Source organism: Corynebacterium phoceense, from assembly GCF_900092335.1.
In the GTDB taxonomy this organism is placed as follows: domain Bacteria; phylum Actinomycetota; class Actinomycetes; order Mycobacteriales; family Mycobacteriaceae; genus Corynebacterium; species Corynebacterium phoceense.
In genome coordinates this window covers 400,266-423,729 of sequence record NZ_LT596207.1, presented here as the reverse complement: position 1 = coordinate 423,729, position 23,464 = coordinate 400,266, and the positions used below count along the sequence as shown (strand labels likewise).

The window sequence follows — 23,464 nt, the reverse complement described above, 5'->3', positions numbered from 1 at the left end:
GCGCCGGCGCTGCCCCGGGCGGCCGCACCGGCGGCGGCAACGGTGGCGACCGTTCCAACTCGCTCGTGCTTGACCAGTTCGGTCGCAACCTGACCCAGGCTGCCAAGGAAGGCAAGCTCGACCCGGTCGTGGGCCGCGACAAGGAAATCGAGCGCATTATGCAGGTGCTCTCGCGTCGTACCAAGAACAACCCGGTGCTCATTGGTGAGCCGGGCGTTGGTAAGACCGCCGTCGTCGAGGGCCTGGCTCTCGATATCGTCAACGGCAAGGTTCCGGAGACCCTCAAGGACAAGCAGCTCTACTCGCTCGACTTGGGCTCCCTCGTTGCTGGTTCCCGTTACCGTGGTGACTTTGAGGAACGCCTGAAGAAGGTCCTCAAGGAGATTAATCAGCGCGGCGACATCATCCTGTTCATCGACGAGATCCACACTCTCGTCGGCGCGGGCGCTGCAGAAGGCGCTATTGACGCGGCCTCGCTGCTTAAACCGAAGCTGGCCCGTGGCGAGCTGCAGACCATCGGTGCGACCACGCTCGATGAGTACCGCAAGCACATTGAGAAGGACGCCGCCCTGGAACGTCGTTTCCAGCCGGTGAAGGTCGACGAGCCTTCGCTTGAGGACACCGTTCTTATCCTTAAGGGCCTGCGCGACAAGTACGAGGCACACCACCGTGTTTCCTACACGGACGAGGCTCTCAAGGCTGCTGCTCACCTGTCTGACCGCTACATTAATGACCGGTTCCTGCCGGATAAGGCCGTCGACCTCCTCGACGAGGCGGGCGCCCGTATGCGCATTAAGCGCATGACCGCTCCGGAAGGCCTGCGTGAGGTCGATGACCGTATCGCTGAGGTCCGCAAGGAAAAGGAAGCGGCCATCGACGCACAGGACTTCGAGAAGGCTGCTGGCCTGCGCGACAAGGAGCGCAAGCTCGGCGAAGAGCGCGCAGAGAAGGAGAAGCAGTGGCGCTCGGGTGAGCTCGAGGACATCGCCGAGGTCGGCGAGGACCAGATTGCAGAGGTTCTGGCTCACTGGACCGGCATCCCGGTTCTCAAGCTCACGGAGAAGGAATCCTCTCGCCTGCTCAACATGGAAGAGGAGCTCCACAAGCGCATCATTGGCCAGGACGAAGCCGTCAAGGCCGTCTCCCGCGCTATCCGCCGTACGCGCGCAGGCCTCAAGGACCCGCGTCGTCCTTCCGGTTCCTTCATCTTCGCCGGCCCGTCCGGTGTTGGTAAGACGGAGCTGTCCAAGGCCCTGGCGAACTTCCTGTTCGGTTCGGATGATGACCTCATCCAGATCGACATGGGCGAGTTCCACGACCGCTTCACCGCGTCGCGTCTCTTCGGTGCTCCTCCGGGATACGTCGGCTACGAGGAGGGCGGCCAGCTCACCGAGAAGGTGCGCCGCAAGCCGTTCTCCGTCGTCCTCTTCGACGAGATTGAGAAGGCCCACAAGGAGATCTACAACACCCTCCTGCAGGTCCTCGAAGACGGCCGCCTTACCGACGGCCAGGGCCGCGTGGTCGACTTCAAGAACACCGTTCTTATCTTCACCTCGAACCTGGGTACGCAGGACATCTCCAAGGCCGTGGGCCTGGGCTTCTCCGGCTCCGCGTCGCAGGATGCCGACGGCCAATACGAGCGCATGAAGAACAAGGTTCACGACGAGCTGAAGAAGCACTTCCGCCCCGAGTTCCTCAACCGTATCGATGAGATTGTGGTCTTCCACCAGCTCACGCAGGAGCAGATTGTGCAGATGGTCGAGCTGCTCATCGCCCGCGTGGAGAAGCAGCTCACCGAGCGCGACATGGGCATCGAGCTCACGCAGAAGGCCAAGGACCTCCTGGCCAAGCGTGGCTTCGACCCGGTTCTCGGCGCTCGTCCGCTGCGCCGCACCATCCAGCGCGAGATCGAGGATCAGCTCTCCGAGAAGATCCTCTTCGGCGAGATTGGTGCCGGTGACCTCGTGACGGTCGACGTGGAGAACTGGGACGGCGAGTCCAAGGACAACACGAACGCGACGTTTACCTTCTCGCCGAGCCCGAAGCCGTTGCCGGCTGGCACCTTCACCGACGAGGAGGCCGACGCCGAGGTGCGTGAGACCGAAGAGGTCGTCACCGCCGACGTGCCGTCCACGTCCTCCGAGCCGGAGCTGCCGTTCGACGACGACTCGAACGACGACGGCAACAACCCGCCGACCGCCGGTGCAGGCCAGGCGCTCTAAGCCCTAGCCCGCTCGAGGTGTAGAGCAACACAACCCGCATGCAGTCATTGCATGCGGGTTCTTTGTATGCCTGCGGAGGTCTATTCCAGATATGCTGCAGTCTTCTAGGCTGAACTCGGTTGCTCTTATAGCCCCGTGTAATCCTCGCTCACCGAAAGGAAAACTATGGTTTCGTCGAAGAAGACAGGATCTGCAACCGCCCGCTCGAGTGAGTCCGGCTGGCCGCTGATCGCTGGGGTTGTCCTATTGGCGGGTATTGTGCTCACCGCAGTGGGGTTCGTAGCGTGGACCGTGTGGGGTGGCGGAAAGAACAGTAATGCGGAGCGCTCGACCGTTGTGGTCACGCAGACCGCGTCGGGGCAGGGCGAGGAGGCGGCGGTGCCGACTGACGAACCCGAGAGCGAGTCCTCGGCGCCATCCGCGACGTCGGTGGTGCCGACCTCAACGGTGGAAGCGTCTGCTGAGACAGGCATGCCGGAGGGACTTACGCAGAGCGGATGGTCGGGGACTACTGCCGTCTGCGGTGCTGGCGAGACGCTTGCTTTTGCCGGGCGTGGCCCCGATGGCGCGGCGGTCGTGTGTGCATCTGGCGGCGAGTACATCTATCACAGCGCGCTGTTTGGCGGATCGCTGACAAACACGGCCTATCTGGAAGGCCCAACGTTCTATGTTCCCACGGACGACTCACTCATCACGGTGAGCGACAGCGGCTTCGGCGTGCGCCAGGGCGGTGCCCGTGTGGCGGGCGGAGAATTTACGGAGAGCTGGCGCGCGCAGGGCTAGTGCAGGGGAGATGAGCCCGCGCGGCGTGTACTGAGTGCGCGGGTTACTCCGGGGTTACTTCGACGAGGTGGCGGCGGACTCGGAGCTCAGCGAGCCACTCGAGGAATCATCGTTGTTGCTGGCGGTGATGCCGATGATGGCGCTCACGAGCGTAGCCAGCGCCATGATGAGGGAGAGAAGATCTTGGGTCTTGATATTGCTGAATTTCGGCATGCGTGAAAGCTCCTTGTTCCGGCACACGGCGCGGCTCGCCGCATGTAAGGAGACCGAGTCTAGCCCGCCAACAGAGCCTGCTCCAACCAGTCGAGGGCGGGATCGAACTGCGCGATGAGGCCTGCGGCGTGGCCGCCGGAGACGCGGGACGAGAACGGCGAGCCAGCAACCTCGGTGGTCTCCACCGCCGCGCCGAGCTTCTGCCAGTCCGAGGCCAGCTGCATGGCCTGGTCATGATTGACGATGTCATCGTTGGGAGCGCTGCCCACGAGGACGCGGCCCGTGGGGGCTACGGTGCCCAGCTTCTGCTGGGCGAGGACGGAGGAAACACGCTCGTCCGAGGCGATGAACTCGGCCATGGACATGCCGGTATCCGTGAGCGATGACAGCGGAGTAGCACCCCAGCGCAGCATGGAGTCGATGATGCACGAGCGGGAGTTTTCCGCGAGCCAGTACCGGCCCTTGGAGTTGAGGTAGCCGTTGACAGCGGTGGCAAAGCCTTCGTCGCGCGCAGAGAATCCCGCGATGGCGTAAGCGAGGTTCGGGCCTAAGTTCGGCGAACCGCCGAGCATGGCGATGAGGTCAGCCGGGGGAGCGCCCGCATAGGTGGCGCGCAGGTTGAGCTCTGGGGCGTATGCTTCCGCGAGCTCAGCGCCGGCGGCAGCGGCACCGCCGCCCTGGGAGTACCCGAAGAGAGCGACGGGGCGGCCCGAGTCACCGACGACGGCGCGGGCGGCGTCGAGCACCGCGTGGGCCTGCTCGACACGGTTGGCATACGTGTGGACGCCGGGCGTGCCCAGACCGATGTAGTCAGTGAGCACGAGACGCATGCCGCGTGCGCGGAACTTTGCGTAATAGGGCAGCTCATAGTTAATGCCCATGGACGACATGAGCGGGGCGATCTGGCCCCGGAAGCCCGGGCCCTTGGTGGGTGCACAGTGATCCGCGAGGCCGCGGGTGCCCGGTGCCATGACGACGGTGGGGGCGGGCCCTTCACCGTGCCAGGTGCCGGTGGGCTCCAGGACCGCTCCGGAGACGTACGTGGGCGTGCCATCCTCCAGCGTGGAGGAGTAGAGAATGCGGCTGCGGCCCACGCCCACGGTGCTCTCTCGCAGGAGCGTGCCCGCCGGGGCGTAGCCCACGGCCGAGGGCGGCGTCATGTAGAAGTCGTAGTCCTCGCCGGCTGAGCTGGAATCGGTGCTGGAACCGGAGCTGGAACCGGAGCTGGATCCGACGCTCGACAGGGATGAGGCCGACGCGGGGGCCGCGGTGGCGAGAGGGGCAGTGCACAGCGCCGCCGCGGTCAGGGCGGCGAGGGACGAAGCGGCGAGAATACGGCCCGCACGCAGGGGAGAGAGGGAGAGAAGTTTCACGGTGAAAATACTACCGCGTGGCGCCGGCATGGGCGGTGTGACCTGGGTCTATGCGCAGTTGTTCGGGGCGGGCTTATGCGTGAACAGGTCGAAGAGGTAAACCAAGCCCTTCGGTACGGAGGCCATGAGAGGCACCGCGTGGCCGAGGGCCGCGCCGGGGGTGAGTGCCGTGCCGGGTTCCGCCACGAAGTTCACCGTCGCGCCGGCCTGGCAGTAGGCGCCAGCGAGCGCGCGGGCCTGACCGTAGGGGATGAGATCATCCGTGGGGGAGTTCGCGATGTAGATGGGCGCGTTGGGGGTGTGCTGGCCGAGCTTCTGGTGGCGCAGCGTCTCGCCGATAATGGGCTCTTTGAGGGAGAGTTCCTCCAGGGATTCGCCGTGGGCCGTGAGCGTCTGGGTGCGGGTAAAGCCCCATGTCGCAACGGATTCGCCGATGCACGAGGTAGCGGCGTCGCGCAGGAAGGCCTTGCCGCGGTCGTTGAAGTTGGCGAGGATGGCGTCGCGGAATTGCGGGTCGCGCTCCGCGAAGCCGTTGATGGCGTAGCCCAGCACGTGCGCGATGGCGGAGCCGTTGACGGCATGCATGACGCGTTCAAGGTCAGCCGGCGGGGCACCGGCGTAGGTGCCGCGGACGTTGAGGTCGGGGCCATACGACTCGGCGAATTCGGCAGCTGCGGCCGCCGCGCCGCCGCCCTGGGAGTAGCCGGCGAAGGCGATGGGGGCATCGGCAGGCGCGCCGGAGGCCTGGAGCGCAGCGCGGCCGGCGTCGATGACGGCGTGGGCTTCCTCGATGTTATTGACGTAGGTGTGCGCTCCCGGGGTGCCGAGCCCGATGTAGTCCGGCACGATGACGCGCATGCCGGCCGCGGCGGCAGCCTGGTGGAACTGGTACTCGTAGTTAAAATTCACCGAGCCGGGCCACGCGGAGGACACGCCAAGGAAGGATCGCGAGGGCGCGCACTGGTCGCCCTGACCGCGGGTGCCTGGGGCGAAGACGATGGTGGGACGCGGGCCGCCGTGCGTCCAGGCGGCAGTGGGCTCGTAAAGCGTCGCGGTAGCCGCGACGGGGGAGCCATCTTCGCGCGTCGTGGAGTACGTGAGCACGCGGGCGGAGGAGTTGGCGGGCAGCAGGTGCTGGAAGGGCGCGCTGGCAGTGACGGTGCCGGGAGAGGGAGCACCGGCAGGCGCGGCGACAGCCGTGGCGGGTGGAAGGACAAGGCTTGCGACAAGGGCAAGCGAGGAGAGAAGAAAGCGGATTTTCACGAACATAGATTACCCGGATTGGGGCGGGACGCTAGACTTTGCTGCATGGGTATTTACTTCCGCAAGCGCAAGAAGACGGGCAAGAATAGCTGGATCAATATCTCCGGCTCGGGTGCTTCGATGTCCACGAAAATCGGTCCCGTGACCCTCAACTCGCGTGGTGGCATGTGGGTCAACCTGCCCGGCGGACTCAACTTCCGCGGTCGCTGGCGCTAAAGCACGCGGTTTTAGTCGAGAAAAGATGGGCGAAGGGAGCGACGGCCTATGGGCATGTCGCAAGCAGAATATCGGCAGATGGGCGTCGAGGCCGACGTCGTGCTGCGCTTGGGCATGCTGCTCATGGGCGCGGGCACATCCGGCTACCGCGTCATGCGTGGAATGAAGCGCGCGGCGCGCGCGATGGGTTTTGACCGGCTCGACCTGTCCGTAGGCGTGACGCAGATTGTGTGCACGTTCCACCGCGGTGAGCATTTCCGAACCATCATTGCGCAGCAACATTCGCCGGCGGTGGACGCCTCGCGCATCGAGGCGCTTGAGGACCTCACGCACCACGGGGTGCCATGGGGGACCACGGCGGAAGAACTCACGGCGAAGCTTGATGCGATTGAGCATGGCGTGACGAAGCGCTGGAACGTGTGGATTCTCTCGACTGCTGCGGCCGTGGCGTGCGCTGCCTTTGCGGTGCTCAACTACTTCTCCTGGGTGGCCATCGCGCTCGTGGCCCTGGCTGCTTTCTGCGGGCAGCTCACGCGCCACACCCTAGCCAAGCAACACGTCCACCAGCTGGGCGGCATCGTCGCGGCGGGGCTCGTGTCCTCGCTCGTCTTCTTTGCCACCACGGAATCCCTCGCCGCGGCGGGGCTCGCGGACCCCGCGGGGTTCTCCTCCGGCTATGTTGCTGCGGTGCTCTTCCTCATCCCGGGTTTTCCGCTCTTCTCCGCGCTCATTGATTTAGGCCGCTTCGACTTTGATGCGGGGCTCGCGCGCTTGACGTATGCGCTCACAGTCATCCTTGCGGCGACGTTTACGGTGACGATGGTGAGCTGGTTGACGGATCTCAAGCCGGAGCCGGCGCAGGCGGACTTCACGCAGGGATGGTTCCTGCTCGCGGCCGCGGCGAGTTTTTGCGGCATCGCGGGGTTCGCCTTCCTCTTTAATTCCTCGCGGCGCATGGTGCTCGTCGCCGCGTGCGTGGGCACCGTGGCCAACCTCGTGCGCCTGCTGCTTGTGGAAGCCGGCACCACGGCCTACTTTGCGGCGTTCGTGGGCGGGCTCATCGTGGGCCTACTCGGCGCCGTCGCCTCAAAGCAGGTGCATCTGCCCCGCATTACGACGACGGTCCCGGCCTCCGTCATCATGATTCCCGGCACCGCGATGTTCCGTTCCGTCTACCAGCTCAACGCTGGCGATATGACGCAGGCGCTCACCTTCGCCGCGACGGCGGCCATGGTGGTCATTTCCATTGGCGCCGGGCTCATCCTCGCCCGTCTGCTCACGGATAAGGATTGGGCGTTGGGCCACCTCATCGACTTCTCGCACCACCGCCCGGGCGCGGGGAACCCAGACTTCTAGGAAGGCAACCGGAACCGCCCGTCCGGATCCTGCTCCGCGAGTCCGTCCGCGAGCAACGAGGCCAACGCGCGGGAGCGCTGCGGGGCGTCCTCCCACACGGCGTCGAGCGCCGCCTGTGAGACAGGCTCGGTCGCCCCGCGGAGTACCGCCATGAGCCGCCCGCGCGCTTGGCGGTCCGTGCCCGTGAACCTCTGGACGCGCTTCTTCGCCTTGGCGGTCTCCTCCTCCGAGGGCTCCGGGCACCCGGCGAGCTGCCACGCGCACTCGGCTTTGAGCGGGCACGCCTCGCAGGAGGGATTCTTCGCCGTGCACACCAGGGCGCCTAGCTCCATGAGCGCGGCAGAGACGCGCGGCCCGCGCCCAGCGGGTGCGGCCTCGAGGAGCGAGGCAACATCGGCAAGCTCCCGCTTGCGCGGCGTGGGTGGCAGGAAGGTCCCTGTGATAGCGCGCGCATAGACGCGCCGCACATTCGTATCGACGACGGGCACGTTGAGCCCGTAGTGGAAACACGCCACGGCTCGGGCGGTGTAATCCCCGATGCCAGGCAATTCCAATAAAGCATCGACATCAGAGGGGACGGGTGACGAGCCGAGAGCCTGCGCGCACTCCCAGAGCCGCAGCGCGCGCCGGGGATAGCCTAACGTGCCCCACGCCTTGAGGACGTCCGCGCGGGAGGCTGCCGCGAAGTCCACGTGCATGGGCCAGCGCACCATCCAGTCCTTCCAGATGGGGGCGACGCGCGCGACGGGAGTTTGCTGGCTCATCACTTCGCTGAGCAGCACGCCCCAGGCAGTGGTACCCGGTCGGCGCCAGGGGAGATCCCGCTCGTTGACGTCAAACCATGCAAGAAGTGCTTCGAAGTTCATCAGGGATAGTTTAAACTTATGTACCGTGGCTAAAAACATTGAGCTCAAGACCCCTCAGGACGTCTGGGACGCCCTGCTGGCTGGAAACCAACGTTACGCCTCTGACCAGGCGGAACATCCTCACTCCGATATTGCTCGCCGCGACGCCCTGCGCACCGGCCAGGCCCCGCGCGTTGCAATTTTTTCTTGCGGCGACTCTCGCGTCCCCGCGGAACTTGTCTTCGACATGGGCTTTGGCGACGCGTTTATCATTCGCAATGCTGGCCATATCGTGGACAACTCCGTGCTCGCCTCCGTGCAGTTTGCCGTCGATGACCTCGATTGCGACCTCCTTGTCGTCATGGGGCACCAGTCCTGCGGTGCTGTGAAGGCGACCTCGGGCTTCCTCAAGGACGACTCCACCATTCCGGCTGGCTTCCAACGCACCATCGTGGAAAGGGTTGCGCTCGCCGCCATCGCCTCCCAGGCCGAGGGCAAGGACACCACGGACGACTTCGAGCGTCGTAACACTGTGGAGACCGTCAAGCAGCTCATGGCGCGCATTCCGCATCTCGCCGATAAGGTTGAAGCGGGGGAGCTCGGCATTGCTGGCATTCGCTACCTCCTTGATGACGGCACGGTCGAACCCCTCGTCCTGCACGGCGTGCAGTAGACACGCGGGCCCGCAGTGGCGCAGGTCGCGCCGGTCACGCCCTAAAATAAGGGCATGTCGACTCCGCGTAAGCCACTGCCTCCCGTGATTTATCAGCGCCGCCGTGCGGCCGCGCTGATTCTTATCCTCGTGGTGGTCGCCGCGCTCATCATCGCCTGGACCGTGGGCCGAGGCGGTAAGGATGATGCGTCGCAACAGGCCGCCGCAACCTCCTCGCTGGCCCAGCCTGCCGATGCCCCCTCCTCCGCACCGTCGGCGGCTCCCACGTCCTCCGCCGCGGAGGCTCCCGCTTCCGACGGCGCCCCGTCCGCTGAGTCCTCTGCAGCCGCGCCGTCCGACTCCGCCGCAGCGTCCGAAGCCCCGAAGAATTCCTGCACCGTGGATGATCTCAAGGTGGGCGTGAAAACCGTGGAGGCGTCTTACAAGGACGGCGCCTTGCCTGTCTTCGTCATGGACGTCGAAAACCCCACCGCCGTGGACTGCGATATCGACTTGGACCAGAACAAGCTCCGCTTCGAGGTCTACAAGATGGGCACGAACGCCCGCGTGTGGGCGGACACGGATTGCTACCCCTCCGTCCAGACCGGTCGCACGACCTTCAAGGCCGGTGCCACCCAGCAATTCCAGGCCACGTGGTCGCGCAAGGGTTCCGAGCCTGGGCAATGCTCCGACCGCCCCGTCGCCGAGGCTGGCCACTACTTCGCCCACGGCATCATTGGCGATAACTACTCCGAGGGCTACACGTTCAATCTGAACTAGCCAAGCGCTTACCCCGAGTCGCTCTCGCTTTCCGCCCCCGCCAGCACACACGCGCCGCGCGGGGCGTGCGCATTTTTCTCCCCGCTACGCGTCGACGAGTGCGATGGCCTGCCCCAACGTCGCGACNGACTCGTGGGAGTAAGCCCCTTGGCCAGCTGGCCGCTTACGGCCGCCTGCGCCGCGGCCCCGCCGCCCAGGCCGCCACCCGACGCGGGCGCGGCGGGCATGGATTCCTGCAGTGTGCCCCACGAACCACACTCGGGGCAGCGCCCCAGCCACTTGGGCGAGACGTATCCACACTCGGAGCAGGTGTGGATGGGACGAACTTTCTTAGCCATGCTGCCTACTCTAAACCAGCCCCTCAACACGAAACCCCCGCCGGCGCTGACCAGCAGCGCGGGCGGGGGAATGGCTCGAAGGCGTGTGCGGCAGGGGCGCACACGGAGAGAATTAGTGGTGCTCAGCCTTAGCGGTCTCCGTGGTGTAGCCCTCGGTGGAGGAGGAGTCACGGTTGTACTGGCCGGAGGTCAGCGGGGAGGCGGACACCGGAGCGTCCACGGTGAGCTCACCGTTGTTGAAGGTGAAGGTGACCGGGCGGGTGCCGCCGAAGGCGTAGTCCTCGTTGGTGAGATCCGTGGTGATGTACTGCACGGAATTAGAGGTCTCGTCCTGCGGGACGGCGTCGAGGTTGGCCTTGGAATCACCGATGATGGACTGGCCGCGGCCGATGGGCTGTGCGGAGGAGACGTTGACGGACTGGCCGTCGACGTCGATGGACTGGAGGGTGACCTTGCCGTCGGCGTAGCCGTCGTTGATGACGCTGAACTTGAGCGATGCGGTGCCGTCGTTCGGCTCCAGCTGGATGGTGACGTCACGCACGGCCACGGCGCCGTCTTCGGTCTTGGCGTTGGTGCCATCCACTGCGATGACCTTCTGCGAGGTCTGGGTGATCTGGCCCGCGGAGCAGGCTGCCAGAGAAAGCGCGGACATAGCAGCAACAGAGATGATGGCACCGCGACGTGCGGCAGACTTCAGGGACTTCACTTCGAGCGTCCTCCAATTAAGAGATCAGGCGTTTATCAACGACTTAGCCTAGTCGTTAGCGGCGGGAAGTACACAGTTTTGGGCCCGTTGGGGGCTACGCCACATGCGTAACATGGGGGTATCCGGGGGTAAACCCGGGGTGCAAACCTTGCCCTCATCCACCGTGGTAAAATTTCTCACCATATATGCGTGTGTCGCGTCGTGCGATGCGCGCCAACGAACCCGAACGAGGAGTGACTGGACAAACATGGAGTTCAAGGTCGGCGAGGTCGTCGTTTACCCGCACCACGGTGCTGCAGAGATTACTGCCATCGAACAGCGTGAGATGGGCGGGGAGACCTTGGAGTTCCTCGTGCTTCAGATCAAGCACTCGGATCTCGTCGTGCGCGTTCCTTCCAAGAATGCCGAGCATGTTGGCGTCCGTGACGTCGTGGGTAAGGAAGGCCTGGAGAAGGTCTTCTCCGTCTTGCGCGAAACCGACGTCGAAGAGGCTGGCAACTGGTCCCGCCGCTTCAAGGCCAACCAGGAGCGCCTCGCCTCCTCGGATATCAACAAGGTGGCCGAGGTCGTTCGTGACCTGTGGCGCCGCGACCAGGACCGCGGCCTGTCCGCCGGTGAGAAGCGCATGCTCGCCAAGGCCCGCCAGATTCTCGTGGGTGAGCTGGCCCTTGCCACCCCGGTCGATGAGAAGAAGGCTGATGCCCTCGAAGAGGAAATCCAGGCCACCATCGAGCGCCACCGCGCAGCAGGCCTCGTTGAGGACACCACCGTCGTCACTGGCGGTGATGATGAGGACCTCGCAGACCTCAACTTCGACGATTCTGACGACGAAGAGTAAATAATGTCGCGCCGCGTCATTGCGCTCGTGGCTGCGGCCGGCCAAGGCACGCGCCTCGGCGCGCCGATCCCTAAGGCCTACGTCGAACTCGACGGCGTCCCGCTGCTCGCGCGTTCCGTGCGTCTGCTGCTCGACTCCGGCCGCGTTGATGAGGTCATCGTTCTCGTGAGCCCCGACATGCAGGACACCGCTGCGCGGGTCCTTGCAGACGCCCAGCTTGCCGATGCCCCCGTGCGCCTCGTCCACGGCGGCGGCGAGCGCGCCGACTCCGTCTGGGCCGGCCNCTCGTCCACGATGCCGCCCGCGCGCTCACCCCGCCGGACATGGTTGCGCGCATCGTCGACCGCGTCGCGGCCGGTGCGTCCGCCGTCATCCCGGTGCTGCCCGTCGCCGACACGATCAAAGAAGTCGACGGCGACACCGTTCTCGCGACCCCAGACCGTTCCCGCCTCCGCGCCGTCCAGACCCCACAGGGCTTCGACCTCGCGACGCTCATCCGCGCCAACGAGGCCTACTTCGCAAGCAGCCAGGACTTCATCGCGACGGATGACGCAAGCCTCATGGAATGGTTCGGCGTCACCGTCGTGACCGTCCCCGGCGACGCGATGGCGTTTAAGATAACGACCCCGCTCGACCTCACCCTCGCCCGCGCCGTCCTCGCCGCGCAGCCTGCGGCGCGCGACGAGAAATAAATAAGGAGACCATCATGAAACAGCCGATTATCCCGCGCGTGGGCATCGCCACGGATGCCCACCAGATCGAAGAAGGCAAGCCCTGCTGGATCGCGGGCCTCCTCTTCGAGGGCGCGGACGGCTGCGAGGGACACTCGGACGGCGATGTTGTCTCCCACGCCGTCGTCGACGCACTGCTTTCCGCGTCGCAGTTGGGTGACCTCGGCTCCTTCGTCGGCGTTGGTCGCAAGGAATACGCCGGCGTCTCCGGAGCGCAGCTGCTCAAAGAATGCCGCGCGTTGCTTGAGGAGAACGGCTTTACTATCGGCAACGCCGCAGCACAGCTCGTAGGCCAGACCCCGAAGATGGGCCCGCGCCGCGAGGAAGCCGAGCGCGTGCTCACCGAGATCCTCGGCGCCCCGGTGTCCATCTCCGCGACGACGACCGATCACCTCGGTTTCACCGGTCGCTCGGAAGGCCGCGCCGCCGTCGCGACCGCTGTCGTGTGGAAGGCCACCGCATAAGCCACCGCATTAGCCAGCGCCTAAACTCGTGCTGCGCAGGCAGCCGTGCCCTCCACCGATGTCGGTGGGTAGCAAAGAAAAGCCCAGCGTCCCCTAGAATGGGCTGCGTGACTTCCAACGATAAGCAGACCCCGACCACGCAGCTTCACATCTATGACACGGCGGCGCGTACGCAGCGCCCGTTCGAGCCCATCCGGCCCGGTCACGTGTCTATCTATCTGTGTGGCGCGACCCCGCAGGCCCAACCGCACATCGGTCACCTGCGTTCCGGCGTCGCCTTCGATATCCTGCGTCGTTGGCTCATTGCTCAGGGCTTCGACGTTGCCTTCGTCCGCAACGTCACCGACATCGATGACAAGATTCTCACCAAGGCCACGGACAACGGCCGCCCCTGGTGGGAGTGGGTCTCCACGTATGAGCGCGAGTTCACCAAGGCGTACAACACGCTCGGTGTTCTTCCGCCCTCCGTCGAGCCGCGCGCGACCGGCTTCGTCACCCAGATGGTCGACTACATGCAGCGCCTCATGGACCGCGGCTTCGCCTATGCCGTCGGCAAGACCGACGGTGAAGCCGAAGGAGCAGGTTCCGTCTACTTCGACGTCAATGCTTGGGTCGCGGCCGAGGGTTCTGACTACGGATCCCTGTCCGGCAACAAGGTCGAGGAAATGGACCAAGGGGAGGGCGTGGACGCCCTCGACCGTGGCAAGCGCGGCGCCCAAGACTTCGCCCTGTGGAAGGGCGCGAAGCCCGGCGAGCCCTCGTGGCCCACGCCGTGGGGCAAGGGTCGCCCGGGCTGGCACCTGGAGTGCTCGGCGATGTCCACGTACTACCTGGGTTCCGAGTTCGACATTCACTGCGGCGGCCTGGACCTGCAGTTCCCGCACCACGAGAACGAGATTGCCCAGTCCCACGCGGCGGGCGACGGCTTCGCGCATTACTGGATGCACAATCACTGGGTCACCATGGCCGGAGAGAAGATGTCCAAGTCCCTGGGCAACGTGCTCTCCGTGCCCACCATGCTGGAGCTCGTCCGCCCAGTCGAGCTGCGCTACTACCTGGGCTCGGCGCATTACCGTTCCGTGCTCGAGTACTCCGAGGCCGCGCTCACCGAGGCTGCCGCGGGCTACCGGCGCATCGAGGACTTCCTCGCGCGCTTCGACACCGTCGAGGTGGGTGAGTGGACGCAGGGCTTCGAGGACGCGATGAATGACGATATCGCCGTTCCACGCGCCCTGGCAGAAATTCACACCACGGTGCGCGCTGGCAACAAGGCGCTCGCCGAGGGGGACGAAGCCCGCGCGCTGGATCTCGCACAGTCTGTGCGCGCTATGGCTGCGGTGCTGGGCTTCGACCCGATCGAGTGGGCGTCTGGCTCCGCTGCGGATTCGGGTGCGGCCGAGCAGGCACTCGAGGTCCTCGTCGCCGCCGAGCTCGAGGCACGTACCACCGCACGTGCCGAGAAGGACTGGGCCACGGCGGATGCCGTGCGCGACCGACTCGCAGCAGCGGGCATTACCATTACCGATACTCCCGACGGCCCCACCTGGTCGCTGGCTTAAATTACACGTTGCACACGCTCTAGAAGGATAGATTTTTATGGCACGAACTCACGGCCGTGGCGGCGCAGGCGCACGCAAGTCGAATAAGAAGGGTGCGCTCAAGGGCACCGGCGGACAGCGCAAGAAGGGTTTGGAGGGCAAGGGCCCGACCCCGAAGGCGGAGGACCGCGTCTACCACGCCAAGTACAAGGCGAAGCAGATTCGCGAACGTCGCAACTCCGGGCGCCACGTCAAGGAGACCGCAGAGATGGTCGTGGGCCGCAACCCTGTCGTGGAATGCCTCCACGCGAAGGTCCCGGCGACCTCCCTCTACATTGTGCAGGGCACCCGCATGGACGAACGCCTCTCCGAGGCCGTTGCCATCGCGAACTCCCGCAACCTGCCGGTGCTCGAGGTCCAGCGCCACGAGATGGACAACATGACAGGCAACGGCATGCACCAGGGCATTGGCCTGCAGATTCCGCCGTTCAAATACGCGCAGGTTGAGGACCTCGTCGCTGACGTGGCGGCCAAGCCCGAGCCGGGCATGTTCGTCATCCTCGACAACATCACGGACCCGCGTAACCTCGGCGCGGTCATTCGTTCCGTCGCGGCCTTCGGCGGCCACGGCGTCATCATCCCGGAGCGCCGCTCCGCTTCCGTCACTGCCGTGGCATGGCGTACCTCCGCGGGCACCGCAGCGCGCCTGCCCGTGGCGCGTGCGACGAACCTCACGCGCACGGTGCAGTACTTCCAGAAGCACGGCTACCAGGTCGTGGGCCTCGACGCCGGCGGCGAGCACACGCTCGACACCTACGACGGCGGCACGGATCCCGTCGTCATCGTCATCGGCTCCGAGGGCAAGGGCATTTCCCGTCTCGTGCGCGAGAACTGCGACGAGGTCATGTCCATCCCCATGACCCCGTGGGTCGAGTCGCTCAACGCCTCCGTCGCGGCCGGCGCGGTGCTGTCCGAGTTCGCCCGCCAGCGCCGCGTGGCCCAGAAATAGGCTCACGCTTTCGCCGCCATGTTTCTCACGAGCGTGCGTCCCGCCCCGGAGCTTATCGGGGAGGGACTGCCCGATGTGCCGGAACACATGCGCCGCCTGGGCGCGCTCATCGCAGCGCTGCCCGGCGGCGCCTTGCGTTTTCCTACGCCCGTTACCGTCGTCGTGGGGGATAACGGCGCCGGAAAATCCACGCTGCTAGAGGCCATCGCCGTGGGGCTTGGTGTCAATCCCGAGGGCGGTTCGCGCCACGCCCGTTTTGCCACCGGCGACGAGGACTATCCCGAGTGGCTCATCTGCTCGCGGGCGCACAACCCGCGCGACGTGTACTTCTTGCGCGGCGAGACCTTCCTCAACTTGAGCGAGTATCACCACCAGATCCATAGCCCGGAGAATCCCGATCCGCTCAGGGACCTGCCGTTTCTCAGCCACGGCCAGGGTCTGCTCGCCCTCGTCGAGAGACGCTTCCATTCTGACGGAATGATCATTCTCGACGAGCCGGAAGACGGCTTGTCCTATCCCCGGCAGGTCGAGGTTGCCACGCAGCTCGAGCGCCTCACCGCCCAAGGCGCACAGGTCATCCTCGCGACGCACTCACCAGTCTTCCTCAGCATGCAAGGCGCGACCGTCTACGCGTTCGGCGACAATGGGATTGCGCCCGTCGCTCCCGAAGCGACGGAGGCTGTTCACGCCGCGCGCGAGTTCCTCGCCGATCCATTGGGGACCGCCGCGTTTCTAATTGGGGAGGGCGAATGAGGGACTTCTATGTCGACGCCTATGCCGCGGTGGACGGCGGCCACGGACCTGAGTGGGTGTCCTCCGTTCCTGGTTTCGTGGCGCTGCGACGCCAGGGACTGGACCTGCGTGCGCCGGTGACCGTGCTGACCGGGGACAACGGGGTGGGCAAGTCGACGCTCGCCGAGGGCATTGCCTTCGAGTACGGCTTTCCTGAGCGCGGCGGGATATGGGGTGTGCAGCGCTCCGCCGGTCCCATCAATCCCCTCCGGGGGTGGGCGAGCCTGCGCTTGGGTAACGCGGCGAAGGACGGCTACTTCCTGCGCGCGGAGACGCACTACAACGTCGGTTCGACCGCGATGTCGCACGGCGAATCCGTCATGGACGTCGTGCAGCGTTCCTTTGATGGGCGCGGGCTCTATATCCTCGACGAGCCGGAGTCGGGGCTTTCGCTCGTGCGGCAGATGACGCTCATGGCGGAAATCCATCGTGCCGCGGAGGCGGGTGCGCAGTTCATCGTGGTGACGCACTCGCCGATCGTGGCAGCCATCCCCGGTGCGCGGATTGTTGAAATTACAGAAGATGGGTTCTTCTTAGAGATGCGCGACGTGACACAGACGCTGGCGTTTCAGTCCCTCGCCGAAGTGATGCGGCGGGTTTAAAGGCCGAAGAAGTCCTCCACGAGCTCGGCAGCGATGAAGGAATCCGTGTTTTTACCCAGGCGTGGGTCCAGCTCGTTGCCCGACGGGATGACGTGGCCCATGCCCTCGACGCTCACGAGCTCGACCGGTGCGCCGTCGCTATCTGCTGGCTTCCAGTGGTCGACAACGGTGTCGGGGAAAAGCTGGGTGCGCGCCGGGCCGGCGGCATGGTTGAGCTCCGCGAAGCGTGCGGCATTCTCCTGCGCGCCGGAGACGGCACCGCGGGTGCGCTTCGGGTCAATGCCCGCCGTTCCGCCCTTATAGGGCGCGAGCCGGTCGCCCGTGCCGTGGACGAACATGACCGGGGTGGGCTGGTACGCCGAGTCCGGATTGGTGGGCGCATGGTTGGTGCCGGCGCCGAGAGTGGAGGCGAAGACGCAGGCGGCATCGGCAAGCCCGGGCGCGTCGAAGAGCAAGCGGATAACCATCTGCCCGCCGTTGGAGAAGCCGCAGAGGAACACGCGGCCAATCTCCTGCTCCGCGCGCAGCTCGTCGAGGATGGCGCGCGTGAAGGCGACGTCATCGATGCCCAGCTCGCGCGCGGCGACGGGCAGGGTGGCGCGGGCATCGTTAAAGTGCTGTTCCACGCCGGTGGGGTAGACCGCAAGCATGCCGTGGCGGGTGGCAAGGTCATCGAACGTGCCGTTGGTAAAGCGACGGATGACATTCGCGGATTGCAGGGAGCCGTGGAAGAACATGAGGATATCGGGCTTCGCCGCGACGGTGTCGGGGCGGTACACGAGGTACTTGCGGGTGCGGTCTTGTAATTCGAGGCTACGGCGTTCCAAAGTCACGCATCTAGCCTAGTCCTGGTGCGTGCAGCTCTCGTCGTGCGTCGAGGTGTGGTGTGCCTCGGCGTCGGCGCGATCGGTGGCGGCGCCGAAGTGTTTCTGGGAGGCACGGCGGGCGGCGACGTCGTCGCGGACGGCCTTGCGGCTGCGGGCCGCGCCGATACCGCGGCAGACCAGGTAAATAACAAAAGAGATGCTCGTGACGAAGACCGAGACGGGCAGGCCGGGAGCCAGGGAGAGGACTAGGCCGCCCACGGCGGAGACCTCAGCGAAGATGGTGGACCACATAATGGCGCGCACCGGCGAGGACGTGATGTGCACGGCGGCGGCGCCCGGGGTGATGAGCAGCGCCATGACGAGCAGGGAGCCGACGATCTGCACGGACTGTGCGGCAGCGAGGCCGACGAGGATGGCGAAGACGACGGACAGTGCGCGCACGGGCACGCCGGCGGCCTGCGCCATGATGGGGTCCGCGGAGGCGAAGAGCATGGGGCGCCAGAACAGTGCGACAGCGCCGACGATGATGACCATGGTCGCGGCGAGCAGCCAGACGGAGGCGCTCGAGACGCCGACGATCTGGCCGGTTAGCAGCGACATCGCGGAGTTCGAGTTGCCGGGGTAGAGGTGCAAGAAGAGCACGGAGAGACCGAGGCCGAAGCTCATGACGACGCCGATGGCGGAGTCCTGCTGGCCCTTGAAGCCGAGGACGGCGAGCACGATGGCAGCGACGATGGCGCCGGCGACCGCGCCGAAGCCGATGTTGAGGCCGAAGAGGAGCGCGGCCGAGGCGCCCATAAGGGCGAGCTCCGAGGTGGCGTGCACGGAAAACGACATCTGACGCAATACGATGAGCGAGGTCATCACGCCCGAGAGGATGCCGAGCAGGGCGCAGGCGATAAGCGACTGCTGCACGAAGTCGATGCTCAGGAGGTACTGGGTGTCCTCAATATATTTCTGCATGGATGATTCCCCTTCTACGCGACGATCATGCGGCCATCGATTTCGATGACGTTGACACGCGAACCATAGAGCTCAGAGAGCACGTCGCTGCGCATGACCTCGTTGACGGTGCCCATGATGTGGCCATGTGGCGCAATGTAGAGCACGCGGTCGACGACGCCGAGCACCGGGTTGATGCCGTGGGTGACGAAGACGATGGACAGGTCGCGCTCGCGGCGCCAGAAATCGAGCTTGTCCACGGTGGCCTGCTGGCGCGCCGGGTCAAGCGAGAGCAGCGGCTCGTCCGCGAGCAGAAGCTGCGGGTCGGCAGCGAGGGCCTGAGCCTGGCGGATGAGCTGTTGCTGGCCGCCGGAGAGCAGGCCTACGCGGCGGTCCGCGATGCCGGTCGCGCCGACCTCGGTGAGGAGCTCGTCCACTCGAGCGCGCGCGGCGCGGCGGTTCTTCACCACGCCATGGGCGAGGGAGAGGGAGACGAGGTCGCGGGCGCGCATCGGCAGCTCAGGCGGGAACATGCGCTGCTGAGGGATATAGCCCACGCGGCAATTGACGTCTACGCGGCCGTCGGTGAGCTGGCGCGTGCGCAAGATGGTGCCGAGCAGCGTGGACTTGCCCACGCCGTTGGGGCCGAGCACCGCGATGAACTCGCCGGGCTCGATGGCGAAGGACATGTTCGACCACAGCGGATCGACCGCGGCGTCGCAGAAGGAGACGAGCGACTTACTTGGCATTGGACTCCAGCGCGGAGACAACGGACTCGTAGTAATCGAAGAAGTTCTCGCCGTCCACCGGGGTCTCGCCGATTTCGACGACCGGGATGCCGGCGGCCTCCGCAGCATCGTGGATGCGCGTGGTCATATCCGTCTCGGTCTGCGGGTTGTAGATGAGGACGTCGATGTCGCCGTTTTTGATGACGCCGAGGAAGCGCGCGAGGTCAGCTGCGGCCGGCTCGCCCTCGTCGAGGGTGGCGGCGCGGTACTTCTCCGGCGTGTTGTCAGTCCAGGAGTCCGACGGCGCGAGGAGGTAGTCCGCAATCGGCTCGGTCTGCGCGTACTTCTTGGCGGGCAGCGCGGCGATGCGGTCGGCAAAGCCCTTCGTCTTCTCCTCGAGGCCGTCGGCCGAGGCGCCCGCCTCTGGGTCCTTGGCGTTGATGGCGTCCGCGATCTCCTCGGCGACGACGTTGATGGCCTCGACGTCGTACCAGATGTGCTCGTTACCGTCGATGATCGTGACCTTAAGGCCCTCGTCATTCATGTGCTCGTCGAGCGTTCCGTGCTCAATAAGCGGCAGGGCGGTGACAACCTTGTCCTGCTCCTTGACCGTCTCGTAGAGCCATGCGTCGTAGCCGCCGCCACCGACGACGACCATGTCTGCCTCGTTGGCCTGCGCGATATTGGCTGCAGTGGGCTCGAAGTGGTGCGGATCCACGCTCGGGTCCGTAATCACAGAGGAGACCTCGACGTCCGCGTCCGTGGATTCGGCGACGACGTTGGCGACGTCAGCCCAGATCGGCGTGGAGGCGACAATCTTAATGGTCTCGTCGCCAGAGGCCGACGAGTCAGAGGAGCCAGAGGAGCAGGCGGTGGCCGTGAGAGCCAGTGCCGCGACGGACACAAGAGTCAGGGAACGCGAGTACAGCATGCGCTCCAGTTTTCCGTTGTTGCAACTCAATGTCAATTGATAACCAATTGAAAATCAGGGGAGGTCGACGCGGGTGGGTGGGGTAGGGTAGCACTTATGGTAAAACGCACCCCACAACGCAAAACGCTGGCGTCGCTCGCCGCCGAGTTGGGGGTATCTCCCACCACCGTCTCGAACGCCTATAATCGCCCGGATCAGCTCTCCGCAGCTACGCGTCAGCGCATCCTCGCCGCGGCGGCCGCGCGGGGCTACCCGGGGCCCGATCCCACGGCGCGCAGCCTGCGCACCCGCCACGCTGGTTCCGTGGGTGTCCTGCTCACCGAGCATCTCTCCTACGCCTTCGAGGACCAGGCCTCCGTCGACTTCCTGGCGGGCATGGCCGAGGCTTCTGCCGGCGCGGATACGACGCTGACCCTCATCCCCGCCGGCCCCGGCACCAGCTTGCCTGCCGATGGCCCCTCGCTCGTCGCTCGCGCCGCCGTCGACGGCTTCGTCGTCTACTCCGTCGCCGCAGACGACCCGTACCTCGAGGCCGTGCGCGGCCGCGGCCTGCCCGTGGTGGTCTGCGACCAGCCCACAGACGCCGGGCTGCCCTTCGTGGGCATTGATGACGTTGCGGCCATTCAGCCAGCGGCGCGTGCGCTCGTGGAGGCTGGCCACACGCAGATCGGCATCCTCGCTATCCGTCTCTTCCGCGAACCGGTGGACGGTTTCGTTTCGCCGGAGCGCCTGGCCGAGGCTGACATGCACGTGCAGCGCTCGCGCGTGACGGGCGCGCTGCAGGTCTTCCACGAGGCTGGCATTACGGACGTTCCGGTGCTGACGCGCCACCTCAACAATGCGCAGACTACGCACGCGGCAGCTACTGAGCTTCTCGATGCCCACCCCGAGCTCACCGCCGTCCTGTGCACCACGGACTCCATGGCGCTAGGGGTACTCACAGTGGCGCGTGAGCGCGGCATCGACGTCCCAGGCGAGCTCTCTGTCACCGGCTTCGACGGCATTCAGACCGCCCGCCTGCGCGGCCTGTCGACCGTCGTGCAGCCGAATAAGGCGAAAGGCGCGGCCGCGGGCCACATGCTCTCCTCGCTTATCGCGCGCGGCGAGGCCGAAGCGCCCGAGGAGAGCCCGCGCCGCCTGCTGCCCACGACCTTCGAGCNCACGTCTTGTCGCTGTGGCAAATTGCATCTAGGATGCTATTTTTCACGAAAACGAACTGAGAACACAGATGCCAAGGCAAGAAGAGTCAACACGGAACAGCGCCATTCGCCAATTTTTCGAAGTAGTGCGGCATGGCCACTATGTTTCGACGAGAGACATGGTTCAGGCGGATATTGAGCAGTTTCGCCGCGACCTAAAGAATGATGGTGTGAGAGTGGCGGGGATTAATAATCGCCGATACCTCGGAAACAAGCACTCGCTTACGCAGTTTATCCGAGAAACGATTCACCGTGAGTGCGATGATGTTCGCCATCTCGTGGATATTTTCGCGGGGACGGGGTCGGTTGCACACGCTTTCAGAGATATACAAGTTACGACGAACGACTTGCTCTTCTCGAACTATGTGTCGCATATTGCTTGGTTTTTTGACGGAGACTATCGGCCGGGGTTGATCGTGGAATCGATCAGATTATTTAACGATGTAGAAAGCTCGGAGAACAACTATGTGCGGGAGAATTTCGCGGACACGTATTTTTCCGCTGATGTTTGTTCTGCCATTGGAGAAATACGGGAGGCTATTCACCAAGTTTGGGTTGACAAGCTTGTGACGAAGCGCGAAGCCGCCATTTTGCTCACGAGTCTCATCTATGGAATGGATCGTATCGCCAACACGGTGGGGCATTACGACGCGTATCGCAGAAATGTTGAGTTAAGCAGAGAACTAGTTCTTCCGGTCCTGATTCCAGACATTCAACTAGATCACCGAAACAAGATTTTTAATCAGGATGCGAATGCTCTCGTCAGCTCGCTCGCCTGCGACGTACTGTACTTGGATCCTCCTTATAACTCACGCCAGTACTCAGACGCTTACCATCTGCTAGAAAATATTGCTCGATGGCAAAAGCCCGAGGTTTTTGGTGTTGCGCGGAAAATGGACCGCACCTCTATTAAGAGTGATTACAACACTAGAAGCGCGCCAGAAGCCCTGCGAGACTTGGTGAACAAGGCCAACGCTCGATACATCGTATTGTCTTACAACAATATGGCTGACAAAGGAAACGGGCGATCGAATGCCAAAATCTCTGATTCGGAAATTCTCGCCATCCTGGCAACAAAGGGAAAAGTCTCAGTTTTTGAAACAGCGTACAAATCCTTCAGTACAGGAAAGAGTCGACTTACGGGAAATACCGAGCGATTGTTTGTCTGTAAAGTTGCTGCTCAAACTGACTCTCAGAAGTCAATCGTGAAAAGCCCTATCAACTATATCGGAGGAAAGGGAAAGCTGATGCCGCAGCTACAGCCTCTACTGCCTCCTGTTAGAGAGTTTGTGGATGTGTTTGCTGGAGGCTGCACCGTCGGGGCCAATGTGCAGGCGAAGAAAGTATTCTTTAATGATGTAAATGAACCGCTGGTTGATTTGATGAAGTATCTGACATCGACCCCTCCAGCGGAAGTTGAGCATGACGTTGACCAGGTGGTCGCAGAATTCGGACTCACTGATAGTTTCCATAATTCCTACGAGTACTACGGCGTTCACAGCTCTAGCGGCTTGGCTTCCCTCAATAAAGAACCTTATGTACGTCTTCGCAGCGCTTATAACAATGAAGTCGACCTGACGCGACGCGCTCTTTATTTGTATGTCTTGGTGATCTTTGGATTTAACAACCAACTACGTTTCAACAGTAAAGGGGACTTTAATCTGCCCGTCGGGAAGCGTGACTTCAATTCCAAGATGCGTAGGAAACTGTCGTTGTTTTACGAACGGCTTGCAAGTGTCGAGCATGAATTTTTGGCTAAGGATTTCACCAAGTTAGACATCAGCCGCTATGACCTCGACGCCTTGTTTTACTGTGATCCTCCGTACTTGATTACGCAGGCAACATACAACGAACGCGGGGCTTGGAACGAGCAAAGGGAATCCGAGCTCCTGCACTTCTTGGATAAGGTCCATGACAGCGGGCGTCGTTTTGCCTTGTCCAACGTCCTTGAATCCAAGGGAGCCGTCAACGTAGTGCTAGCGCAATGGATGCGAGAGCGCGAATATTCGTTGCACCATTTGAACTATGGCTACTCGAACTCCAACTACCAACGTAAGAACAAGGATTCGCCAACGCTTGAAGTGTTGGTTACGAACTATTAGCTCACCACCCGTGT

22 protein-coding genes and 3 pseudogenes are annotated in these 23,464 nt (G+C 64.1%); 15 read left to right on the top strand and 10 right to left on the bottom strand.

What is annotated here, in order from left to right:
- Together BN9444_RS01975 and BN9444_RS01970 are read left to right on the top strand one after the other, a co-directional pair.
- A partial coding sequence (locus tag BN9444_RS01975; RefSeq protein ID WP_233423532.1) for an ATP-dependent Clp protease ATP-binding subunit occupies positions 1–2,222 on the top strand: 2,222 nt, incomplete at its 5' end.
- Positions 2,223–2,387: 165 nt separating this feature from the next.
- The gene (locus tag BN9444_RS01970) at positions 2,388–3,005 is read left to right on the top strand and encodes a hypothetical protein (RefSeq protein ID WP_068801341.1); all 618 of its coding nucleotides are present in this window, start codon (positions 2,388–2,390) and stop codon (positions 3,003–3,005) included.
- 54 nt (positions 3,006–3,059) lie between these two features.
- Here BN9444_RS01970 and BN9444_RS14455 read toward each other — a convergent pair whose 3' ends face one another.
- The 3 genes from BN9444_RS14455 to BN9444_RS01960 are packed head-to-tail and all read right to left on the bottom strand — an operon-like array spanning position 3,060 to position 5,860.
- Positions 3,060–3,218, bottom strand: coding sequence for a hypothetical protein (locus BN9444_RS14455; RefSeq protein WP_154666885.1), 159 nt, complete (start codon positions 3,216–3,218; stop codon positions 3,060–3,062).
- A 59-nt stretch (positions 3,219–3,277) separates the two neighbouring features.
- Positions 3,278–4,591 (bottom strand): lipase family protein, encoded by a 1,314-nt coding sequence (locus BN9444_RS01965; protein ID WP_066490043.1) that lies wholly within the window; start codon positions 4,589–4,591, stop codon positions 3,278–3,280.
- Positions 4,592–4,639: 48 nt separating this feature from the next.
- A complete protein-coding gene (locus tag BN9444_RS01960) occupies positions 4,640–5,860 on the bottom strand; it encodes a lipase family protein (protein WP_068801340.1) in 1,221 nt (406 codons plus the stop codon).
- Between the two features lie 39 nt (positions 5,861–5,899).
- On the opposite strand from BN9444_RS01960, the gene BN9444_RS14040 reads away from it, so the two are divergent.
- On the top strand, positions 5,900–6,070 hold the full coding sequence (locus BN9444_RS14040; protein WP_077210016.1) for a DUF4236 domain-containing protein: 171 nt from the start codon (positions 5,900–5,902) through the stop codon (positions 6,068–6,070).
- 78 nt (positions 6,071–6,148) lie between these two features.
- Entirely contained in the window at positions 6,149–7,426 is a 1,278-nt protein-coding gene (locus BN9444_RS01955; protein ID WP_141681478.1) for a threonine/serine exporter family protein, read from the top strand.
- Here BN9444_RS01955 and BN9444_RS01950 read toward each other — a convergent pair.
- Positions 7,423–8,292, bottom strand: a complete 870-nt coding sequence (locus BN9444_RS01950) for an HhH-GPD family protein (protein ID WP_068801339.1) — start codon at positions 8,290–8,292, stop codon at positions 7,423–7,425. The genes BN9444_RS01955 and BN9444_RS01950 overlap by 4 nt on opposite strands.
- Before the next feature lie 25 nt (positions 8,293–8,317).
- Here BN9444_RS01950 and BN9444_RS01945 point away from each other — a divergent pair, with 25 nt between their 5' ends.
- Positions 8,318–8,944, top strand: a complete 627-nt coding sequence (locus BN9444_RS01945) for a carbonic anhydrase (protein ID WP_066490053.1) — start codon at positions 8,318–8,320, stop codon at positions 8,942–8,944.
- A gap of 54 nt (positions 8,945–8,998) precedes the next feature.
- Positions 8,999–9,703, top strand: coding sequence for a hypothetical protein (locus BN9444_RS01940; RefSeq protein WP_068801338.1), 705 nt, complete (start codon positions 8,999–9,001; stop codon positions 9,701–9,703).
- An 83-nt stretch (positions 9,704–9,786) separates the two neighbouring features.
- On the opposite strand, the pseudogene BN9444_RS13785 reads toward BN9444_RS01940, so the two are convergent.
- Both BN9444_RS13785 and BN9444_RS01935 read right to left on the bottom strand, forming a co-directional pair.
- Positions 9,787–10,041 (bottom strand): annotated as a pseudogene (locus BN9444_RS13785) (DNA repair protein RadA); the annotation flags it as partial.
- A 112-nt stretch (positions 10,042–10,153) separates the two neighbouring features.
- Positions 10,154–10,747 carry a hypothetical protein gene (locus BN9444_RS01935; RefSeq protein WP_066490073.1) on the bottom strand — a complete coding sequence of 198 codons (594 nt, stop codon included), beginning with the start codon at positions 10,745–10,747 and terminating at the stop codon, positions 10,154–10,156.
- A 247-nt stretch (positions 10,748–10,994) separates the two neighbouring features.
- On the opposite strand from BN9444_RS01935, the gene BN9444_RS01930 reads away from it, so the two are divergent.
- The 7 genes and pseudogenes from BN9444_RS01930 to BN9444_RS01900 all read left to right on the top strand — a co-directional run bounded on the left by BN9444_RS01930 (position 10,995) and on the right by BN9444_RS01900 (position 16,721).
- Positions 10,995–11,585: a CarD family transcriptional regulator gene (locus BN9444_RS01930; RefSeq protein ID WP_066490076.1), complete on the top strand. Its 591-nt coding sequence runs from the start codon at positions 10,995–10,997 to the stop codon at positions 11,583–11,585.
- A 3-nt stretch (positions 11,586–11,588) separates the two neighbouring features.
- Positions 11,589–12,277: pseudogene (gene ispD, locus BN9444_RS01925) on the top strand (2-C-methyl-D-erythritol 4-phosphate cytidylyltransferase).
- Positions 12,278–12,291: 14 nt separating this feature from the next.
- On the top strand, positions 12,292–12,780 hold the full coding sequence (ispF, locus tag BN9444_RS01920) for a 2-C-methyl-D-erythritol 2,4-cyclodiphosphate synthase (RefSeq protein ID WP_068801337.1): 489 nt from the start codon (positions 12,292–12,294) through the stop codon (positions 12,778–12,780).
- A gap of 98 nt (positions 12,781–12,878) precedes the next feature.
- Positions 12,879–14,339 carry a cysteine--tRNA ligase gene (cysS, locus tag BN9444_RS01915; RefSeq protein WP_066490085.1) on the top strand — a complete coding sequence of 487 codons (1,461 nt, stop codon included), beginning with the start codon at positions 12,879–12,881 and terminating at the stop codon, positions 14,337–14,339.
- A 37-nt stretch (positions 14,340–14,376) separates the two neighbouring features.
- Positions 14,377–15,327, top strand: a complete 951-nt coding sequence (gene rlmB / locus BN9444_RS01910) for a 23S rRNA (guanosine(2251)-2'-O)-methyltransferase RlmB (protein WP_066490093.1) — start codon at positions 14,377–14,379, stop codon at positions 15,325–15,327.
- Positions 15,328–15,345: 18 nt separating this feature from the next.
- A complete protein-coding gene (locus BN9444_RS01905; protein ID WP_066490103.1) occupies positions 15,346–16,080 on the top strand; it encodes an AAA family ATPase in 735 nt (244 codons plus the stop codon).
- A complete protein-coding gene (locus tag BN9444_RS01900; RefSeq protein WP_066490112.1) occupies positions 16,077–16,721 on the top strand; it encodes an AAA family ATPase in 645 nt (214 codons plus the stop codon). Before BN9444_RS01905 ends, BN9444_RS01900 begins: the two co-directional genes overlap by 4 nt.
- Here BN9444_RS01900 and BN9444_RS01895 read toward each other — a convergent pair.
- The 4 genes from BN9444_RS01895 to BN9444_RS01880 are packed head-to-tail and all read right to left on the bottom strand — an operon-like array spanning position 16,718 to position 20,149.
- Positions 16,718–17,554, bottom strand: coding sequence for a CE1 family esterase (locus tag BN9444_RS01895; RefSeq protein WP_068801336.1), 837 nt, complete (start codon positions 17,552–17,554; stop codon positions 16,718–16,720). The genes BN9444_RS01900 and BN9444_RS01895 overlap by 4 nt on opposite strands.
- Before the next feature lie 9 nt (positions 17,555–17,563).
- Entirely contained in the window at positions 17,564–18,511 is a 948-nt protein-coding gene (locus BN9444_RS01890) for a metal ABC transporter permease (RefSeq protein ID WP_066509697.1), read from the bottom strand.
- A gap of 14 nt (positions 18,512–18,525) precedes the next feature.
- The gene (locus BN9444_RS01885; RefSeq protein ID WP_068801335.1) at positions 18,526–19,239 is read right to left on the bottom strand and encodes a metal ABC transporter ATP-binding protein; all 714 of its coding nucleotides are present in this window, start codon (positions 19,237–19,239) and stop codon (positions 18,526–18,528) included.
- Positions 19,229–20,149 (bottom strand): metal ABC transporter solute-binding protein, Zn/Mn family, encoded by a 921-nt coding sequence (locus BN9444_RS01880; protein ID WP_066490134.1) that lies wholly within the window; start codon positions 20,147–20,149, stop codon positions 19,229–19,231. The genes BN9444_RS01885 and BN9444_RS01880 overlap by 11 nt, the downstream gene beginning before the upstream one ends.
- A 96-nt stretch (positions 20,150–20,245) precedes the next feature.
- On the opposite strand from BN9444_RS01880, the pseudogene BN9444_RS01875 reads away from it, so the two are divergent.
- Together BN9444_RS01875 and BN9444_RS01870 are read left to right on the top strand one after the other, a co-directional pair.
- Positions 20,246–21,304, top strand: a pseudogene (locus BN9444_RS01875) (LacI family DNA-binding transcriptional regulator); the annotation flags it as partial.
- Between the two features lie 163 nt (positions 21,305–21,467).
- Positions 21,468–23,450, top strand: a complete 1,983-nt coding sequence (locus BN9444_RS01870) for a Dam family site-specific DNA-(adenine-N6)-methyltransferase (RefSeq protein WP_068801334.1) — start codon at positions 21,468–21,470, stop codon at positions 23,448–23,450.
- Positions 23,451–23,464 lie beyond the last annotated feature (14 nt).